The organism is Paenibacillus sp. FSL H8-0175 (genome assembly GCF_045040615.1).
Classification (GTDB): Bacteria; Bacillota; Bacilli; order Paenibacillales; family Paenibacillaceae; genus Paenibacillus_AQ; species Paenibacillus_AQ odorifer.
In genome coordinates, this window is record NZ_CP150299.1 from 5,406,563 (window position 1) to 5,427,237 (window position 20,675).

14 protein-coding genes and 1 other annotated feature are annotated in these 20,675 nt (G+C 47.1%); of the genes, 1 reads left to right on the top strand and 13 read right to left on the bottom strand.

Features of this window, described 5'->3' with window-relative positions:
* Nucleotides 1–1,107: 1,107 nt before the first annotated feature.
* The 10 genes from pyrE to lspA all read right to left on the bottom strand — a co-directional run bounded on the left by pyrE (nt 1,108) and on the right by lspA (nt 13,934).
* Nucleotides 1,108–1,746, bottom strand: coding sequence for an orotate phosphoribosyltransferase (gene pyrE, locus MHH46_RS24045; protein ID WP_076192038.1), 639 nt, complete (start codon nt 1,744–1,746; stop codon nt 1,108–1,110).
* Nucleotides 1,743–2,489, bottom strand: coding sequence for an orotidine-5'-phosphate decarboxylase (gene pyrF, locus MHH46_RS24050; RefSeq protein WP_076185241.1), 747 nt, complete (start codon nt 2,487–2,489; stop codon nt 1,743–1,745). Before pyrF ends, pyrE begins: the two co-directional genes overlap by 4 nt.
* A gap of 111 nt (nt 2,490–2,600) precedes the next feature.
* On the bottom strand, nt 2,601–5,828 hold the full coding sequence (gene carB, locus MHH46_RS24055) for a carbamoyl-phosphate synthase large subunit (protein ID WP_076192041.1): 3,228 nt from the start codon (nt 5,826–5,828) through the stop codon (nt 2,601–2,603).
* A 1-nt stretch (nt 5,829) separates the two neighbouring features.
* Nucleotides 5,830–7,011, bottom strand: coding sequence for a glutamine-hydrolyzing carbamoyl-phosphate synthase small subunit (carA, locus tag MHH46_RS24060; protein WP_051491286.1), 1,182 nt, complete (start codon nt 7,009–7,011; stop codon nt 5,830–5,832).
* Nucleotides 7,012–7,126: 115 nt separating this feature from the next.
* Nucleotides 7,127–8,410 (bottom strand): dihydroorotase, encoded by a 1,284-nt coding sequence (locus MHH46_RS24065; RefSeq protein ID WP_076128828.1) that lies wholly within the window; start codon nt 8,408–8,410, stop codon nt 7,127–7,129.
* 109 nt (nt 8,411–8,519) lie between these two features.
* Entirely contained in the window at nt 8,520–9,425 is a 906-nt protein-coding gene (locus MHH46_RS24070) for an aspartate carbamoyltransferase catalytic subunit (RefSeq protein ID WP_076192043.1), read from the bottom strand.
* Between the two features lie 4 nt (nt 9,426–9,429).
* Nucleotides 9,430–9,993: a bifunctional pyr operon transcriptional regulator/uracil phosphoribosyltransferase PyrR gene (gene pyrR, locus MHH46_RS24075; protein ID WP_036683379.1), complete on the bottom strand. Its 564-nt coding sequence runs from the start codon at nt 9,991–9,993 to the stop codon at nt 9,430–9,432.
* A gap of 1,005 nt (nt 9,994–10,998) precedes the next feature.
* Complete coding sequence (locus MHH46_RS24080) at nt 10,999–12,252, bottom strand: LL-diaminopimelate aminotransferase (protein WP_076098555.1); 1,254 nt, start codon at nt 12,250–12,252, stop codon at nt 10,999–11,001.
* A gap of 205 nt (nt 12,253–12,457) precedes the next feature.
* Nucleotides 12,458–13,429: an RluA family pseudouridine synthase gene (locus MHH46_RS24085; RefSeq protein WP_076192046.1), complete on the bottom strand. Its 972-nt coding sequence runs from the start codon at nt 13,427–13,429 to the stop codon at nt 12,458–12,460.
* Nucleotides 13,422–13,934: a signal peptidase II gene (gene lspA, locus MHH46_RS24090; RefSeq protein ID WP_036683603.1), complete on the bottom strand. Its 513-nt coding sequence runs from the start codon at nt 13,932–13,934 to the stop codon at nt 13,422–13,424. Before lspA ends, MHH46_RS24085 begins: the two co-directional genes overlap by 8 nt.
* A gap of 246 nt (nt 13,935–14,180) precedes the next feature.
* On the opposite strand from lspA, the gene MHH46_RS24095 reads away from it, so the two are divergent.
* Entirely contained in the window at nt 14,181–14,903 is a 723-nt protein-coding gene (locus tag MHH46_RS24095; protein WP_076098553.1) for a TraR/DksA C4-type zinc finger protein, read from the top strand.
* Nucleotides 14,904–14,995: 92 nt separating this feature from the next.
* On the opposite strand, the gene MHH46_RS24100 is transcribed toward MHH46_RS24095, so the two are convergent.
* The 3 genes from MHH46_RS24100 to MHH46_RS24110 form a co-directional block, all read right to left on the bottom strand.
* Nucleotides 14,996–15,286 carry a DUF5665 domain-containing protein gene (locus tag MHH46_RS24100; RefSeq protein ID WP_282579970.1) on the bottom strand — a complete coding sequence of 97 codons (291 nt, stop codon included), beginning with the start codon at nt 15,284–15,286 and terminating at the stop codon, nt 14,996–14,998.
* A gap of 335 nt (nt 15,287–15,621) precedes the next feature.
* A complete protein-coding gene (gene ileS, locus MHH46_RS24105) occupies nt 15,622–18,714 on the bottom strand; it encodes an isoleucine--tRNA ligase (protein WP_076192049.1) in 3,093 nt (1,030 codons plus the stop codon).
* Nucleotides 18,715–19,636: 922 nt separating this feature from the next.
* Nucleotides 19,637–19,911 (bottom strand) — a binding site (T-box leader).
* Between the two features lie 184 nt (nt 19,912–20,095).
* Nucleotides 20,096–20,608, bottom strand: a complete 513-nt coding sequence (locus MHH46_RS24110; RefSeq protein WP_051491297.1) for a DivIVA domain-containing protein — start codon at nt 20,606–20,608, stop codon at nt 20,096–20,098.
* Nucleotides 20,609–20,675 lie beyond the last annotated feature (67 nt).

Sequence of the window (20,675 nt, forward strand, 5' to 3'; positions counted from 1 at the left end):
TCCGGGAGTTTCCTGAGGATACTGAAATGCCTTTCTGCGGCAGGATAATTGCACTTTGTGCAACTATTAAAGCCGAGTGTGTTGTGCTTCTCCTTTTAATTGCACTATGTGCAGTTAAAAAACGTGATTAGGTGCTTTCGGCGGTTATCTGGTGGATGTAATTGCACAAAGTGCAACTATATCGCCAGATCCTCTAAGGAAGGTTAGTTTAAGTGCACAAACTGCAACTATTCGGCGTTTGAGACGACATTGCGAGGGCATCACCGGGGCAGAGTATAGTATTCCAGAGTGTCAGAGTGTCAGAGCGTTCAGAGCGCAGAGCGATAGCGCAGAGCAGCAGAGTATCAGAATCCAGAGTGTCAGAGCGCAATATACCAGAGCGACAGAACGCAGGTCAGCCAAGTGTCAGAACGTGAATGTAAATGTAGATGTGAAATGTGAATGCAAACACCAAAACCCTACTCTCCACTCTACTTTTCCTTTTACCAATACAGCATTTTCCTTCCATACTAACTAACCTACTGACTAACCTGCTACATTTCATGTGACCGGCACAAATCGCCCCTTCTGCGGCAGGATAATTGCACTTTGTGCAACTATTACAGCTGAGTGTGTTGTGCTTCTCCTTTTAATTGCACTATGTGCAGTTAAAAAACGTTATTAGGTGCTTTCAGCGGATCTCTGGTGGATGTAATTGCACAAAGTGCAACTATATCGCCAGATCCTCTAAGGAAGGTTAGTTTAAGTGCAGAAACTGCAACTATTCTGCGTTTGAGACGACAGCGCAATGGAATCACCGGGTGTCAGAGCGTTCAGAGCGTAGAGCGACAGCGCATAACAGCAGAGTTTCAGAGTATCAGAGTGTTCAGAGCCAGATCATAGAGCGATAGCGCATAGCAGCAGAGTTTCAGAATGCCGAGTGTCAGAGTTTACACCTGCCGCGGCTGGATCATTGCATCTTTCTGCAATAAATAACAACGTACTTCATGCACCTATACAGCAGAGTGTGCTTTAAGCTTTCCTTTTTATTACACTCAGTGTAGTTAAAAAGAAAAGCCTCCCACCAAAATGTGAGAGGCCCGTCCAAACTATAATCAGATATTTAGTTTAAACGCCAAATGCGGAAGGATCTTTTCTCCAAGATTTCAGCAGTTCCACATCTGTAGCTGCGATCTTGCCTTGTGTAAGAGCCACATCAATCAATGTGCTATAGTTGGATAAGCTTTGTAATGGCATTTCAGTTGCGGCAAAAGCCTCCAACGCACGGTCCAGCTCGTAGCTGAAGATTGCCAATACAGCCAACGCTTCTGCGCCTGCTTCTTGCACAGCTTGAGCTGCTTTGATGGAGCTTCCGCCAGTGGAGATCAGGTCTTCGATAACGACTACCTTTTGCCCCGGCTTAATCAGTCCTTCGATCTGGTTCTGCTTGCCGTGACCTTTAGCTTTATCGCGGATATAAGCCATTGGCAGATTAAGTTTATCAGCTACCCAAGCTGCGTGAGGAATGCCTGCGGTTGCTGTACCTGCGATCACCTCTGCGTCTGGATACTGGCTTTTAATAAGCTCAGCGAAGGCATCAGCAATATAGTTACGTACCTCTGGGTAAGCCATAGTCAGACGGTTATCGCAATAGATCGGGGATTTAATACCAGAGGTCCAGGTAAAAGGCTCCTGCGGACGCAGTGCCACTGCTCCTATCGTAAGCAGATAACTTGCTACTTGTTCACTTCTATTTAATGTACTCATGCTAGGGTCATCTCCTCAATAATATTTAGTGCTGCTTGACGTGGATCAGCCGCAGTTGTAACAGGACGGCCCACCACCAGAAAGTGGCTGCCTTGCTGAATGGCTTTGCCCGGCGTCATCACCCGGGACTGGTCACCTAGGGATGCACCTGCTGGCCGGATACCAGGTGTAACTGTACAAAATGCGGGCCCACAAGCCTCTGCGATCGCTGAAGACTCTTGCGGTGAAGCCACTACCCCATCCAGACCTGCAGCGGCTGCCAGCTTAGCGTATCTGACCACAGTATCTTCTACTTCTCCTGCGATTCCAATTTCGTTATTCATCACTTCTTGGCTCGTGCTGGTCAGCTGTGTAACTGCGATAATCAAAGGCATTTTAAGCGCAGCATTCGCATTAACTACTGAAGCAGCGCCTTCCCGGGCAGCAGCCATCATCGCTGAGCCTCCTGCGGCATGTACGTTAAACATATCCACACCGAGGTTCGTAAGGCTTTCTGCCCCGCCTTTTACCGTGTTAGGAATATCATGCATTTTGACATCTGCAAATACAGAATACCCCCGAGATTTCAGTTCATTAATGAATTCCGGTCCGGCTGCATAAAAAAGCTGCATTCCCACTTTCATATAACAAGGAATCCCTTCCAGCTTGTCAATCAAGGTTCTTGCCCCAGCAACATCAGGGTAATCTAAGGCGATCATCAAGCGATTCGCCATTTCATTCCACTTCGCATCTCCCTGTCCCATAACCGTTCTCCCATCCAGTGCAGACTTAAATCCACACTCTTCATTTATTAGCCCCTAGGCATAGCGGAACGGTCTGCGTAAACGCAAACCGCCCTATACATCTTTATGAGATTAGTTTAATTGACCGACAAAAGCAGGCATGGACTGTGACGAGAAGTTGATCGTCTGCAGCATTCTGAGCAGTGCCGTTACTGTATCGAGTGATGTCATACATACGACGCCATTCTCAACCGCTTCACGACGGATACGGAATCCATCACGCTCTGGTGTTTTCCCTTTAGTCAGTGTATTAAAGACGAAGTTGGCTTGCCCACCACGAATCAAGTCAAGAATGTTCGGCGCACCTTCATCCAGCTTGTTTACGTTCATTACGTTGAGACCTGCTTCTTCAAGCGCTTGAGCGGTGCCTCCGGTAGCAATGATCTTGTAACCCAGCGAGTGGAAGCCTTTCATAAGCTCTACAGCTTCTGCTTTATCTTTATCTGCCACTGTAACGATGATAGCGCCGGTTGCTGGAATTTTCATTCCTGCTCCGATTAGACCTTTATACAAAGCTTTTGCATACAATTTATCGCGGCCCATAACCTCACCCGTCGATTTCATTTCAGGTCCGAGCGTTGGTTCTACTCTACGCAGCTTGGCAAAAGAGAACACCGGCACTTTAACCGATACATAATCACTTTCCGGCCATAGACCTTCTGTATAACCGTCATCTTTCAGCTTGCCGCCGAGAATGATTTTGGTTGCCAGATGCGCCATTGGAATTCCAGTTACTTTACTCAAGAATGGAACCGTACGCGATGAACGTGGATTTACTTCAATTACGTACACTTCATTTTGATAGATAACGAACTGGATGTTGACCAGACCAATCGTTTTCAGTTCCTTAGCAATCTTGATTGTGATCTCAGCAATTTTTGCTTTCAGACTTTCATCCAGATATTGCGGAGGATATACAGCGATGGAGTCACCGGAGTGAACGCCTGCACGCTCAACATGCTCCATGATCCCTGGAATAACTACCGTCTCACCGTCACAAATTGCGTCTACCTCAACCTCTTTACCTAACATGTAACGGTCAATCAATACCGGATGCTCCGGATTTACCTTAACCGCTTCTACCATGTAGCTAAGCAATTCCGCATCATTATATACAATTTCCATTGCGCGTCCACCCAGTACATAGGAAGGACGTACCAGCACCGGATACCCAAGCGATTGTGCAGTTTCTACTGCTTGATCTACGTTGATAACCGTCTTTCCTTTTGGTTGGGCAATATCCAGACGAGCCAACAAAGCTTCGAATTTCTTCCGGTCTTCAGCTTCGTCAATACTGTCTAGGCTAGTTCCGAGAATCTTAACGCCAGCCGCACTTAGTGGTGCAGCAAGGTTAATGGCTGTTTGGCCTCCGAACTGTACGATAACCCCAATCGGATTCTCTTGCGCAATTACGTTCATTACATCTTCAAAGAATAACGGTTCGAAATACAACCGGTCCGAAGTATTAAAATCCGTAGATACAGTCTCAGGGTTATTATTGATAATAACTGCTTCATAACCTGCCTTCTGAATCGCCCACACTGCATGCACAGTGGAGTAATCGAACTCAATCCCTTGGCCGATCCGGATTGGACCCGATCCAAGCACGATAACCTTTTGTTTATCGGAATGAATGACCTCATTTTCAGTCTCATAAGTAGAGTAGTAGTAAGGTGTAGAAGCTTCGAACTCAGCTGCACAGGTATCTACCATTTTGAATACAGGCGTTAATCCTCGCTCTAAACGAAGCGCGCGTACATCAGCTTCTTTGGTGTATTTACCGTTCGCTTGTCCTTCTGCACGTATCTCAGCAATCGCACGGTCTGTAAAACCTCTGCGTTTAGCTTGATACAAGGTTTCTTCTGATAAGCTTTCATCCCCACGGATGACCTCTTCAAAGTTGATCAGTCCCTCGATTTTGGACAGGAACCACCAGTCTACGTTAGTAATGTCTTGAATCTCTTGCAAGCCAAATCCGCGGCGGAAAGCTTCAGCGATCAAGAACAATCGCTCATCATCAGGTTTTGCCAGACGTTCACGCAGGACGCTTTCTTCCAGATCCTCAGCGCCCGGCAGACGGAAACGGTGTACACCGATTTCCAGGGAACGAATTGCTTTATGAATGGACTCTTCAAAGGTACGACCGATGGCCATAACTTCTCCAGTTGCTTTCATTTGTGTGCCCAGCTTACGGTTCGCATGAATGAATTTGTCGAACGGCCAGCGTGGGATTTTGCTTACGATATAGTCAAGTGTAGGCTCGAAGCAAGCATAGGTCTGTCCAGTAACTGGATTGACGATTTCATCGAGTGTGTAACCAAGCGCGATTTTGGCAGCCATTTTGGCAATCGGATAACCGGTTGCTTTCGAAGCCAAAGCCGAAGAGCGGCTGACACGTGGATTTACTTCGATTACATAATATTGATAGCTTTGCGGATCCAGTGCGAACTGCACGTTGCAGCCACCCTCGATATTCAGCGCACGAATGATTTTGAGTGAAGCGCTGCGCAGCATTTGATATTCACGATCGGATAACGTTTGGCTAGGTGCCACAACGATACTATCACCCGTATGCACACCTACCGGGTCAAAGTTCTCCATGTTGCAGACAACGATACAGTTGTCATTCGCATCACGCATAACCTCGTATTCAACTTCCTTCATGCCGGCAATACTTTTCTCCACCAAACATTGTCCAATTGGACTATAACGAATACCTGCTTTGACAGTCTCAAGCAGCTCTTCTTCGTTGTCGCAGATCCCGCCGCCGGTGCCGCCAAGCGTATAGGCTGGGCGTACAATCAGTGGGAAACCAATTTCCTCAGCGAATTTCATCGCTTCATCTACTGTGGTAATAATAGTGCTCTCTGGTACAGGCTGTTCCAATTCGCGCATCAAATCGCGGAACAAATCGCGATCCTCTGCTTTTTCGATGGATTCAAGCTGGGTACCTAGAAGCTTAACATTCTCTTGTTCTAGTACTCCTGCACGAGCCAATTCTACAGCCATATTAAGACCTGTCTGTCCTCCCAAAGTTGGCAACAAGCCATCCGGGCGCTCCTGGCGGATGATGCCAGTTACGAATTCAAGGGTAATCGGCTCGATATAAACTTTATCAGCCATATTGGTGTCAGTCATGATAGTCGCTGGGTTACTGTTGATCAGCACAACTTCCACGCCTTCTTCTTTCAGGGCCTGACAGGCCTGAGTTCCGGCGTAGTCAAATTCTGCGGCTTGCCCGATAACAATCGGTCCAGAACCAATTACTAATATTTTTTTAAGCTTTTCATTCTTAGGCATGTTATAGAGCTCCTTTCACGGCTTCAAGCTGTTTTACTGTAGGTTTTGGCGCCGTGATTCTGGCGTTTGCCGCAAGCTGCGCCTGGCGCGAGCTTACAGGTGTGTTAGCTTTATGATCAGCGATCATCTGTAAGAAACGATCGAATAAATAGCTGCTGTCATGAGGTCCCGGTGCTGCTTCTGGATGGTACTGTACTGAAAATGCAGGGTAACGGGTATGTTTAAGTCCTTCAACGGTCTTATCATTATTATTAATGTGAGTAACTTCTAGATCCGTGCTCTTCACAGAATCTTCATTCACTGTGTAGCCATGGTTCTGAGAAGTAATGAAGCAACGTCCGCTCTCCAATTCTTTAACCGGATGGTTACCTCCACGGTGCCCGAATTTCAGCTTCTCTGTATCCGCGCCACAAGCCAGTGCAAACAGCTGGTGACCTAAGCAGATGCCGAAAATTGGGTATTCACCAAGCAATTCCGAGATCGTCTTCACTGCGTGTGGGACGTCTTTCGGGTCCCCAGGGCCGTTGGACAGCTGGATACCATCTGGATTGAGGCGACGAATCTCATCAGCGGTTACGTCATGAGGTACAACTACAACATCACAACCGCGATTGTTCAACTCGCGCAAGATGCCAGCCTTCGCGCCGTAATCTACCAAGACGATGCGCTCTTTGGTTCCTGGACTATTGTACATGCTTGGAGTAGATGTGCGAGCTACCTGATTGCGTAATTCTTCAATTGAAGTGTCGCCCATCATTTCCATCAATTCCTCTACACGTTTGTTAGAGGTAGTCAGGATCGCCTTCATTGTTCCGTAGTGGCGAATAATCCGCGTCAACATCCGGGTATCAATCTCGCTGATTCCAGGAATATCATATTCTTTCAGCAGGTCGTCCACACTGTATTCTGCGCGCCAGTTACTTGGAACTTCTTCATGACGACGCACTACAAAACCGTGTACGAAAGGTCGAACAGATTCGAAATCATCCCGCGTAATCCCGTAGTTCCCGATCAATGGGTACGTCATGGTAACGATTTGTCCGCAATATGAAGGGTCAGACAGCACCTCTTGATATCCTGTAATTCCTGTGTTAAAAACAACCTCGCCTGTCTTTTCACCTTCAGCGCCAAATGCGGTACCTGTAAATAAAGTTCCGTCTTGAAGCAGCAATCTCGCCTGCATTCCCTTCCACTCCTTCATGTTCTGTAGTCTAATACGTATGCCTTGCATGCCTTCCGGAGTGTACGCGCTCAAATTGCTGATCTGTAAAGATCAGCAATTTCGCCTCACCAGTCCGCTAGTTTTTCTCAGTCCATACGGCTTTGCCGTCCACCCAAGTTTTTACTGGCCAACCCTTAAGCTTCCAGCCGCCAAAAGGAGTGTTACGTCCTTTGCTTGCGAAGGAACTTGGATCTACTTCTTTTTCCTGCTCCAGATCGATCAGTGTCAAATCTGCAGGAGCTCCGATCTCCATAACCCCGGTGTTCAATCTGAATACCCGTGCAGGATCGGCAGTCATTCTTTGTACTAGTAAGGATAAATCCCATTTTCCGGTTTCTACAAACGCTGTGTATAAGAGTGGGAAAGCTGTCTCGAATCCAACGATACCAAAAGGTGCCAGCTGCATTCCTTTCGCCTTCTCTTCTTCACTATGTGGCGCATGATCTGTAACAATCATATCTAGTGTGCCATCAAGCAACCCTTCGATACACGCCTCAACATCGCGGCGGGAGCGCAGCGGCGGGTTCATTTTCCAATTGGCATCCAGGCCTGGAATATCGTCTTCAGCAAGAAGCAAGTGATGCGGACATACCTCAGCAGTTACTTTAATGCCGATCTCTTTTGCTTGGCGAATCAGCCGCACCGACTGTTCAGTACTGACATGGCATACATGGTAATGAACGCCTGTCGCTTCTGCCAGCAAAATATCGCGTCCAACATGGATCGCTTCTGACTCATTCGGAATTCCTTTGAGGCCATGCTTCTTAGCGAACTCACCTTCAGCTACACAGCAGCCTTCAACCAGCGAATTATCTTCGCAGTGGGCAATGACTGGCATATCGAGCGATGCTGCGATGTTCATTGCATCTTTCATCATTTGAGCACTTTGTACGCCCACACCGTCGTCTGTATATCCAATAGCTCCAGCTTCTTTGAGCGCCGCAAAATCCGTCAACTCACGTCCGAGCTCATTTTTCGTAATGGCTGCATAAGGAAGCACTTTAACTAGTCCTGCTTCACGCGCCTTGTCTTTCACAAATTGCACGATCTCCGGGCTATCTGTCACCGGACGAGTATTTGGCATACATGCAATGGTTGTAAATCCGCCTTTAGCAGCTGAGCGACTTCCGGTTTCCACTGTTTCCTTGTGTTCAAATCCCGGTTCACGCAAGTGCACATGCATATCAATGAGTCCCGGAATGAGCAGCTTACCTTCAGCATCAATGATCTCCGTGGCTTCTCCGATAGCTTCATTTCCGTCGATTATAGCCGAGATCACACCCTCCTGAAGTTCGATGTGTTTGCGCTCAAGCAAGCCTTCCTTATTCAATACGCTGGCGTTTCTAATAATCACTGTCATGATTCTACCTTTACCCTCAGATCACAGCTGCGGGCCCTCTCGTTATTATATAATAAAAATTCATCTTTGTGTATATTTATTAGTCTCTATACGTTAGCATTCTGTAAGCTTATAGTAAAGCTCTTTCGAGAACCGCCATCCGGACCGGTACGCCATTAGACATTTGCGGGAAAATCCGCGATTGACTGCACTCAACTACTGCATCATCAATCTCTAGATTCCGGTTAACCGGAGCTGGATGCATAATGATTGTGTCTTTGGCCAGCTTAGCTGCCCGCTCTTCTGTTAGACCATAGTGGCTACGGTAATCTTCAGCAGACAGCTTAATGCCGGAAGTATGGCGCTCAAGCTGTACTCGAAGCATCATTACTACATCCGCTTTAAGAGCTTCTTCCATAGTTACGTAAGGCGCATACTCCATAAGCTCAGGAGCCTTCATATTATCCGGTGCGCAGAACTGCACCTTGGCTCCCATTTTCGTAAGCCCCCAGAGATTAGAGCGCGCTACGCGGCTATGCATAATGTCCCCAATGATGGAGACTGTCAGGCCCTTTAGTTCCCCAAAGCTTTTGGTCATGGTGTATAAATCAAGCAGCGCCTGCGTAGGATGTTCATTGTTGCCGTCGCCCGCATTGATAAGCGGTATGGACACCTTCTCAGCTAACTGCTGCAGCACACCTGCAGGCTTCAAACGCACAACTCCGGCATCGATCCCCATAGATTCCAGTGTGCGCACTGTATCGTAGATCGACTCCCCTTTTTCTACACTAGAAGCTGCAGCCGTAAAATTAAGTACTTGCGCACCTAGTCGTTTCTCTGCCATCTCGAAAGAGAAGCGTGTGCGTGTGCTGTTCTCAAAAAACATGTTAGAAATAAAATGGGAGTTCAAGATGGGCGTTAGCTTTTCACTTTGATTGTCCCAAAATGCTGTTCTGTCAAGCAGTTGGATAATTTCCGACCGGTCAAGCTCTTTGATTCCCAGCAGACTACGTTCCTTTACCTTGGTAAGTGTCATGATGTTATCGTTCCTCCCGGTTTGAAATAATGTAGACCTCATCTTTGCCGTCGTATTCCTTCAGCGCCACTTCAATCTGCTCGTGCTTTGAGGTAGGTACATTCTTACCGATGTAGTCCGGCCGGATCGGCAGCTCGCGGTGTCCGCGGTCAGCCAGTACTGCCAGTTGAATCATTCGTGGGCGTCCGCAATCCATCAAAGCGTCCATCGCCGCGCGGATGGTGCGTCCGGTGTAAAGTACATCATCGAACAAAATGACTTTCTGATCATGAATGCCAGCACTTCCTGAAGTAATAACGACGTTGCTCTTCACTACTGCTTCACTGCCTTCCACTTCACGGTCATCCCGGTAATGTGTGATATCCAGCTCACCGTATGGAATCTCGACGCCTTCAATCTCCTTGATGCGCTCAGCGATACGCTGTGCCAGATACACACCTCGTGTCCGAATGCCGACCAGCAGACAATTCTCGATACCTTTGTTCTTCTCCAAAATCTCATGAGCAATACGCGATAAGGCCCGGCGGATCGCCGTTTCATCCATAATGACATTTTTCTCAGTAACCATAATCTTGTCACCCTCCAGCTTGTTCGCCTATTCAAGTTCCCGGAAATCAAAAAACTCCTTGCCTATAACAGGCAAGGAGTGAAATCCGCAGATGAGGAAGATGACGGCCGCGCGCATAAAAAGACAGTTCCGTATTTACACACGGATACCTTTCTAAGAGTCGCGAACCTCGATTCACGTTACCTTGCCAGCCTCACAGGACTGAATTAAAGGCGCTATTCATTTAACAAGAATTATGACAGAACAACCCCCTCATGTCAACTTTCTCTGCCTAAACTTTTGCACTTCTCTTCCTTACTTCTATTAACAACAAGGGGGAAGCGGTACTCAGTATATCTGCATAAAAAACGAGGCCGGTCCCAAGTTGCCGTTTCATGGCTTTTTGGACAGCCTCGTTTATGTTCTTAACACTACTTAATGTCCAAATGATTCAAAAGGCGCACCTAGTAATGCTGAAAATGATGCAATCGGTGAGGTACTTATATAGTAATTAAGGAATTTCTCCCTGAAATTCAGTGATTTCTGTTCATCAGACTTGTTATTAGGGAAAACTTCCCTAATTATTGGCCAGTTCAGTAAATAATATAGAAAACCCGCTGATTATTAGGGAACTTTTCCCTGATTTCGTACATTTAGAGCGAATATCGGCTAATTTCAGGGAGTTTTTCCCTAATTAGTTTATAACCCACTCTTTACTTCGCACAAACACAGAACGCATATCGCTCACCACACAAGCCCACCGCAGAAAGTCCACTGCACAAATTCCACCGTCACAGCTACCACAAATCATCTACTGCAAGCTGTACGAAAATCAAATATTGCAGTCAACCACCACCCACCCGAATAACAGAACACTACACTAAAATGCACTACAATACACAACACGTGGTATATAGTCATAGGGCACAGTAACATCTACAACATTTCCTATTCCATAAAAAAGAAGCTGCCCCCAAGTAGAATTCACTACTTTTGGGACAGCCTCATTAATTTCAATAACAATGCTTAAAACTCAAATTCCACATCGCTAAGACGTCTTTGAATTTCAGAGATGACACGTCTCTCTTCCTCTTCACCTTTAGCAATAAAGGTAACGGAGAAACGAACAAACGGACCTGCATCATCCCAAGGCACAGTGGAGATCAGCTTCTCACGAATGAGGAATTGGGAGAAATCTTCACCGGATTCAAAGCGACGGCCGTCTTTGATTCCCTTAGGTGCAGCGACATACAGGAAGAAGGAACCTTTTGGCTTCTCAGCTTTAAAGCCGAGGCTGTTCAGTGCATCAACCAGCAGGTTGTGACGACGGGAGTATTTATCCGCAATCGCTTCAGTAATCTCCGGATGAGCAAGACCATAAGCCGCTGCTTTTTGAATCGCGATAAATTGGCCGGAATCGTTATTATCCTTCACATCGCTGAAGGCTTTAACCACTAGCGGATTACCAGCCACAAAACCAATTCTCCAGCCCGTCATATTGTAAGACTTAGAAAGAGAATGCAGCTCCACACCCACATCCTTTGCACCTGGAACGGAGAGGAAGCTAAGTGGCTTCAAACCGTCATAGGTCAAGGCAGCGTAAGGTGCGTCATGAATAACCACTACATCGTATTTTTTCGCCCATGCAACGACCTCAGCAAAAAACTCAGGAGTGGCACTAGCGCCCGTTGGATTGTTTGGATAGTTTAGATAAAGAAGCTTAGCTTTACGAGCAATGTCTTCCGGAATTTCATTCAGATCTGGAAGGAATTTGTTCTCCTTCTTCAGCTCCACTGTAAATACTTGTCCACCCAAATATTTAGTATGTGTACCCAAGACTGGATAACCCGGCACGGTCATAATCGTGATATCACCTGGATTGATGAAACAAGATGGCAACATAGCCAGCGCAGGCTTCGATCCGATGGAGTGAACTACCTCCGTGTCTGGATCAATTCCTTCCACCCGGAAAACTTCCCGCAAATATTCAGCAGCAGCAGTCTTGAATTCGGCAATTCCATTGTCCGCATATCCGCGGTTTTCTTCCTTCGCTGCTTCTTCAGCAAGCTTAGCTACGATACCCGCATCAGCCATCTCATCCGGCTCGCCTACGCCCATATCAATTAGTTCAATGTTAGGAAAATCCTGTTTTGCGGATGCTTTAGCACGTTTGATTTTCTCGAATTTATAAATCGAAGTGTCTTTGCCATAATTGGCACCGCCGATGCGGTCTGCAAAATTAGTCTGAATGAAGCTATCTTGGTATTGTTCAATACTCATACTGTCATCTCATCTCCTGAATATCTATTCTACTTTTAAAAGAAACGGCTTCGCCGTCCCTTGGATGGCGTATGTTTCCGGATATCCGTTTCATTATAAAAATAAGGATAAAGAATAAGGCATTACCCTTTCTTTATCCTTATGTTTTTAAATATGCCGTAAAGTAGTGTTCAATACCATAGACTAATTATCACTTCATTTGTACTTATCTGCTGCGTAGTGTGAACAGCACTTCTTCCATATCCTCTGGAATAGGTCTGCTGAATTCTTTATATTCACCTGTGGTAGGATGAACAAATCCAAGCACCGCCGCATGCAACGCTTGTCCATTCATCGTAGTGCCCTTGCTGCGTCCATATATCGGATCACCTACAAGTGGATGGCCAATGAACTTCATATGTACCCTGATTTGATGCGTGCGGCCAGTCTCCAGCTGCAGCTCCAGCAGTGTACAATCTCCGAAACGTTCCATTACTGTAAAATGGGTTACGGATTTCTTGCTGTTCTTTTCGGTTACGGTGTATAGCTTGCGATCATGTGGATCTCTGCCAATCGGTGCGTCAACAGTGCCCTTATCATGCGACAAGTTGCCGTGTACGACTGCAATATATCGGCGCGTAACACTATGCTCTTTAAGCTGTGCGGCAAGCGAGGCATGACTGGCATCATTCTTAGCCACCATGATAAGACCAGAGGTATCCTTATCGATCCGATGGACAATACCTGGACGAATCTCACCGTTAATGCCGGACAGATCCTTACAGTGATACATCAGCGCATTTACTAAGGTGCCTGACGGATGTCCCGCAGCTGGGTGCACAACCATGCCCCGGGGTTTATTAATCACAATGACATCGCTGTCTTCATATACAACTTCAAGAGGAATGTTCTCCGCGATCAAATCCGTTACTTCTGCTTCAGGGACAACAACGCTAACCACGTCGCCTTCCGATAACTTATAGTTGGCTTTCACTGGCTTGCCATTAACCGTAACGTTACCGCCGCTGATCCACAGCTGCACCTGAGAACGGGAAATTTCTTCTTCCCATGATTCCGTAATATATTTATCGATTCGCTCCCGCGCGTTCTCTGCCGAAACGGTCCATTCCGTGACGTCCCTCTCTTCTTCGCTCGTAGATGCCGCTTGGTGATTGACGTCTTTATTCAAATCATTCATTCCCTTCTCTTACTTCCTTTGCTTCTTTCACTTCTTTTATTTCCGTAATTTCTTCGCCATTCTTAAGGTCACGAAAAGAATCCAGAAGAATCAATCCAACCCCAATGACAATACAAGAATCCGCCACGTTAAAAATCGGGAAGCTATAGCTCCCAAAATTGAACAGAAGGAAATCAACAACCTCACCATTGATTATCCGGTCCAGGAAGTTACCGATAGCTCCACCCAGTACAAGCCCTAGGGCAACAGATAACAGCTTCCGCGAGTGTCTAGTCTTGTTCAAATACCAAACGATACCACTAACCACTACAACCGTAACTAGAAAGAAGAACCATTGCTGACCTTCGAGAATCCCAAAAGCAGCCCCGCGATTGCGATGAGAGGTAATCAGGAAAAAATCTCCGATAACAGAAATCTGTTCTCCGATCTCCAGACGTGTAGCAATGAGATACTTTGTCCCTTGATCCACCAAAAATACAATAAGAGCAATCAAATAGTACACCACAGAAGTTGTCACTCCGTTCTTATTTTTCCCGCTAAATGCGGTACGAATACTGTTTAAAGACTTGTATATTGTAGCACAGCCCTTAAAGAATCGTCTATTGCGGGACATCCGCTAAGTTCAATCTTGGGGACTATTTTCCAGCGCTAAAATCCCTGCTCTCCGGTCAACCTAACAGAAGAACCATCCGGTGTTATCCGGCAAGTCGGAATGATTCTTATAAAAGGTACAGAAAGGAGCTTTCTCATTATGACGCACCTGACAGTACAGCAGCTCTCAGAGCTACGCGCACGATTGGAAAAAGATCGGGATACGATTCAGCACAGGCTTCAGAATAATGAACATTACGGCTTAGATGAATCCATGCGGGATGGCTCCGGAGAACTTTCCGAGAATGACAACCATCCAGGAGATGCAGCCACCGATTTGTATAATCGCTCCATGGACATTTCACTGTTAGAGCGGGACGAGCATGAGCTGGACGATATTGAAGCTGCTTTATCTGCTATGGATAATGGCACCTATGGGATATGCAAGGCTAGTGGTGAGCCGATCCCTTTTGAACGTTTATCTGCCATCCCTTCCACACTTTATTGTAAAGAGCACAACCCGCGGCAAAACGCACCTTTCACTCGACCAGTAGAAGAGGAGCTGTTATCTCCACCTTTTGGACGCACCAGTCTGGATGAGCGCGACGATCAAAACGGTTTTGACGGCGAGGATGCCTGGCAGATTGTAGAAAGCTGGGGTACCTCGAATTCTCCCGCCATGGCGGAGGGCAACAATATTGATTCTTATAATGATATGGAGATTGAAGCCGATGAGCTGGAAGGCTGCGTAGAGCCTTGGGAGAACTTTATCGCCACTGATATCACGGGCAACAATCTAATTGTAGTGCCGGGACGGAGCTACCAGCGTTATTTGGACAGTGACGAGGCAACTCATAGCCTAGATCCTCTCGACGAAGACTAAACACAAATGTCCCCTATACAAAAACATTTAAACAGCGTACTGTTCCAGTTTTGAGGAATGGTTCGCTGTTTTTAATCTTAACGTTTCGATGACTATTTGAACTCTAGCTGACGTTGTACGATCCGCACAATATCCGCAATATAATCACCAATGATCGGTAGATTGAGCGCGCCTAGTCCCTGAAGGATATAAATAATCGTTGCCGCAAAAAAAGTAAAACCCAGTGCAATCCCAACTCCCCGAGCTGCTCCAAATAAAATATTTCTCCAAATCAACCGCCAAGGTGAATATAGCAGATCCGTATATTGATAAATTCGGGATTTTTCCAAAATATGAGCCCACTCAAAGGTCAAACGGTACATCGTATTCATTTTTTCTTCCAGCGGAATATCCTCGGGATTACGCGGATCTGCTGTTAGATACTCAGGATTAACTTCAGGAAAAGCCTTATTCTCCTTTTCCTTGTCTGGGTTATTCTTATTGCCGGATGTCTTAATGGAGATTCTCCTCTTATTTCCCTCCACAGCTACGGCTCCTCTCATATGTCTTTCCTTCGCTACAAAGTAAACGAGCCCGGCCAAAGAGAATTCATCTCCTTAAGCTCGGGACTCGTTAGTTTTGCGCCGAAATATAAAGACTATATTTCCCGCATAAACGGAAGATCTCCGTTTACACTTATGCCGCTAGTATATGCTGTTTTGGGACAGGTAATGCAGAATTATGCTTCGATATGGATACCGATGGATTTATCACCGACTTCTACCGTCTCAAAAGCATGTTCTCCATCAAAATCAACCGTAGTCACAAGAACATTGTCTCGCAATACATTGTCAAATGCTGTAACAGCTGCTTTTAGCTCATCATCTAACTTCAAAGTGAGTGCGATCCGTTTCTCGATCGGCAGATCCAGACGTTTACGGTAATCTTGAACCGCACGAATGATCTCACGAACCCAGCCTTCTTGTTCAAGCTCAGGCGTGATTTCGGTATTGAGCGCAACCGTAACTCCATATCCGGAAGCTGCGGCGAAACCTGCTTTGGCTTGTTTTTCAACAAGCAGCTCTTCAGAAGTGATTACAAGCTCTTCACCTTCAGGTGTCGCAATTGCAATTTTACCGTCCTGTACCGCTTTGCGGGTAGAATCACTGTCGAGACCTTTCAGGAAGCCTTGCAGGAAGCCTACATTTTTACCGTATTTTTTACCGGCTACCTTAAGATTCAGCTTGAGTGTGAAATCAACAAATCCGCTGTCACTGTTCTCCAGCACGATGTTCTTGATGTTGATCTCATCTTTGATGATCTCTTCATACTCAGCCAAATGGAAGTCACGGTTCATCGAAACGATCAGCTCGGACAGCGGTTGACGATTCTTAATGCCTGTTTCGTTACGTACGTTACGCGCCAACTCAACGATCTGTCTTGCACTTTCCATATCCTCTTCCAGCTCTTTATCGATCAAGTTCTCGTCAGCAACCGGGTAGTCTGCCAAATGCACACTTTCTCCGCCGCCAAGGTTCGTGAAGATATCTTCGGACAACATCGGTGTAAATGGAGCCATCAAAGTTGCTGTCGCCAAAAGCACATGAGTCAACGTACGGTAAGCATCCAGTTTATCTTCACCTAGGCCACTCCCCCAGAAACGGTCACGGGAACGACGGATATACCAGTTACTCAGCTCATCCACAAAGTTCTCAATAGCTCTAGACGTATTCACGAAGTCATTTACCGCAAGCCCTTTATCCACCAAAAGAATCAAGCTGTTCAGACGGGACAGAATCCAGCGGTCCAGCTTATGTTTTGATACTTTAAAAGGATGATCGGCTGGATCGTAACCATCAATGCCCGCATACAGCGTCAAGAAGGCATGTGTATTCACCAGCGTATCCACTACTTTAGATTTTGTCTCACCTACAAGACCACGCGAGAAACGTTTGTTGTTCCACGGTGCACTGTCGGACAAAATAGCCCAACGGAATGCATCCGTGCCGTAATCGTTCATGATTTCCCAAGGATCAATAACATTGCCTTTGGATTTGGACATTTTTTGACCATTCTCATCGAGGATATGACCGTGAGCAATAACTGCTTTATATGGAGCTTTACCCTTGAACAAGGTGGATACTGCAAGCAAGCTGTAGAACCATCCACGAGTCTGGTCGATCCCTTCACAGATCATATCTGCCGGGTACTGATCATCCAGCTTATCCTCGTTTTCAAACGGATAATGGCTTTGTGCAAAAGGCATCGAGCCACTATCGAACCATACGTCGATCACTTCCGATGTACGAACCATCTCTGCACCTTCGCTAAACGGACTGCGCAGCTTGATCTTATCCACGAAAGGTTTATGCAGCTCGATATCTTCCGGAACATCACCAATCGCCATCGCTCTTAGCTCTTCAATGCTGTGTGGTGCAAACTCTTTGCCCGTCTCTTGACATACCCAGACATTGAGGGGTGTACCCCAATAACGGTTACGGCTGATATTCCAGTCAACCAGTTCATCCAAGAACTTCCCGAAACGACCTTCACGTACATGCTCAGGGTACCAAGCCACACTGTTGTTGTTAGCAATCAGCTGATCTTTGATCGCTGTAGTGTTGATAAACCAGCTGTCTGTTGCGTAATACAAAAGTGGTGTATCACAACGCCAGCAGAACGGATAGCTGTGCTCGTATTTCTCTTTACCGTAAAGCAATCCTTTTTCAGACAAAACCTTAATGATATCCAGATCGCAATCCTTAACAAAACGTCCCGCAAAATCAGAGACTACATCCGTATACTTACCGGAATTATCAACCACATTTACGAAGCTGATGCCATTCTCACGGCAAGTCTTGTAGTCATCTTCACCATGTGCTGGTGCCATGTGTACGATCCCTGTACCACTGGAATCTGTAACGAAAGAAGCGCCTACGATAACATTGCTTTTCTCTGCCTTAATATATCCGAATGGAGGTGCGTAAGTTTTACCGATAAACTCGGAACCTTTATGTGTAGAAAGGACTGTGTGCTCGCCTTTCATTACTTCTTCGACCAAGTTTTTAGCAACGATGTACACACCATCTTCTTGTTGCACACGTACATAATCCATGTCCGGGTTCATAGCTAGCGCCATATGGGCTGGCAAGGTCCAAGGTGTTGTCGTCCAAGCCAATACGTAGTCTCCGCTGTCATCCAGCTTGAACTTCGCGGTTGCACTGAGATCCTTAACGGTTTTGTAGCCTTGAGCAACTTCATGCGAGCTTAGTGTAGTCTGGCAGCTCGGGCAATACGGGCTAACACGGTGTCCGCGGTAAAGCAACCCGTTCTCATGCACTGTAGCCAAGATGTTCCATACACTTTCGATATAGGTGTTATCCAAGGTTACGTAAGGATTATCTAGATCTGTCCAGTATCCAATCGCTTCTGTAAATTCACGCCATTGCTTCTCATAACCAAAGACGCTGTCTTTACATTCCTGGATGAATTTTTCTACGCCATATTCCTCGATCTCTTGTTTACCGGAGATGCCAAGCTTCTTTTGTACGCCTAGTTCTACTGGCAGACCGTGTGTATCCCAGCCTGCTTTACGTACCACGCGGTAACCTTTCATTGTCTGGTAACGACCGATGAAATCCTTGATTACCCGTCCCAGCACGTGTCCGATATGCGGCGCACCGTTTGCTGTAGGCGGACCTTCATAGAATACATAATTTGGACGTCCCTCACGGTTCTCCATGGACTTGCGGAACGTATTTTCGTCGCTCCATTTCTTTAATATGCGGACATCTCTTGCCCGCGCCTTTTCTCTGACATCTACTTTTTGCATGTGATGGTCAATCCTTTCATGGATTAGTCTATAAAGCTCTTTTCGATCTTTGGGCGATCCTTGCGCAGCTGGTCGCTCACCGCTCTTGCCCTGGCTCCCGAGCCGCGATCCCGCAGGGCAGCAATCGCTCGGGGCGCTATACGCGACCTTGCGCAGCTGGTCGCTCACCACTCTTGCCCTGGCTCTCGAGCCGCGTTCCCGCAGGGCAGCAATTGCTCGGGGCGCCAATGGGCGACCTTGCGCAGCTGGTCGCTCACCGCTCTTGCCCGGGCTCCCGAGCCGCGATCCCGTTAGGGCAGCAATTGCTCGGGGCGCCAATGGGCGACCTTGCGCAGCTGGTCGCTCACCGCTCTTGCCCGGGCTCCCGAGCCGCGTTCCCGTAGGGCAGCAATTGCTCGGGGCGCCATACGCGACCTTGCGCAGCTGGTCGCACCGCTCTTGCCCTGGCTCCCAAGCCGCGATCCCGTTAGGGCAGCAATTGCTCGAGGGGCCAATGGGCGACCTTGCGTAGCTGGTCGCTCACCGCTCTTGCCCGGGCTCCCGAGCTGCGATCCCGCAGGGCAGCAATTGCTCGGGGCGCCATACGCGACCTTGCGCAGCTGGTCGCTCACCGCTCTTGCCCGGGCTCCCGAGCCGCGATCCCGCAGGGCAGCAATCGCTCGGGGCGCCAATGAGCGACCTTGCGCAGCTGGTCGCTCACCGCTCTTGCCGTAAAGGCCCCGCAGGCGAACCCGCCAGGGGAGCCTAAGAAGGGCCGCTCCTTCAGCCACATGAATCCGTTCGTTTCCACCACCGTACCTAGTTTGCACGAGGCTTTACTTTGCGGGTGTCCAGAGGGCAGAAGCCCTTGGGGTCCCCCTTAGAAAGGGGGATTTAGGGGGATGGCCGCCCCGGAACAACAAAATAAGCGTCATCCCACCCCCAAAGGGGCGAGACGACGCTCGCGATACCACCCTAATTCTGCGCATGAGCACATCCTTAAGGGGAGTGTATTCAGCACAATCTCAGTCCTGCGCGTAAATCTTGTACACAGGTCCGGTGTAACGTCCGGCAGACGGTTAGGCTTACGCACGATCAACGCTTCAGCTTAACTTCTAGGGGAAGATCTTCCGGCAGGGTTCGAACAATCGGCTCGCAGCAATCGCCGACTCTCTGGAGAACGTTACCTTGTCGTACTTGTCCCGTCATCGAATACATATAAACATTATACAGATATGTTCTATTTATAGACTTTTTGAATCTAAATGTCAACAACCATTCACCCAATCTAGCTATTATGAGCGTACTTGCGCATGGAGTTCACTTTATTATGGTCTATTTTATCGGAAAATAAAAATAGAGGGAATAGCTCCCTCTATTTAGCCAATTATCTCTGAAACCTTTAGATCCGATGAAGAACATCATCCTTGAAAGCTACGTTCTCGCTCGCCTCACGACTCTCTAAGGCATTCCAGTCATCCTGTGATAACAGCTCCAGCTGAGCTTCCACTAATGTCCGGAAACGAGTGCGATAGATCGAAGCTTGCTTGCGCAATTCTTCAGTCTCAATAGCAACCTTACGGGATTTGGATAACGCTTCGTTAATAATACGATCGGCGTTTTTCTCCGCTTCCTTGATAATGAGCTGGGATTCCTTCTTGGAGTTGTTCTTCACATCATCCGCCGCTTCCTGAGCGACTAAGATCGTCTTCGATAAACTTTCTTCAATATTCACAAAATGATCCAGACGCTCTTGAATAGACAAAAGCTGATTCTGCAGTTCCTTGTTCTCACGGATGACGCTTTCGTAATCCTTGATCACTTGATCCAGAAATTCGTTGACCTCGTCCTCATCATAACCGCGAAGTCTCCGAGAAAACTCCTTGTTATGTATATCGAGCGGTGTTAATGGCATGCTGTGCACCTCCTAGAAATTTCGGACCTTCTTTATCTCTAAATCGCAACTAAGCGGCAGACAAAGA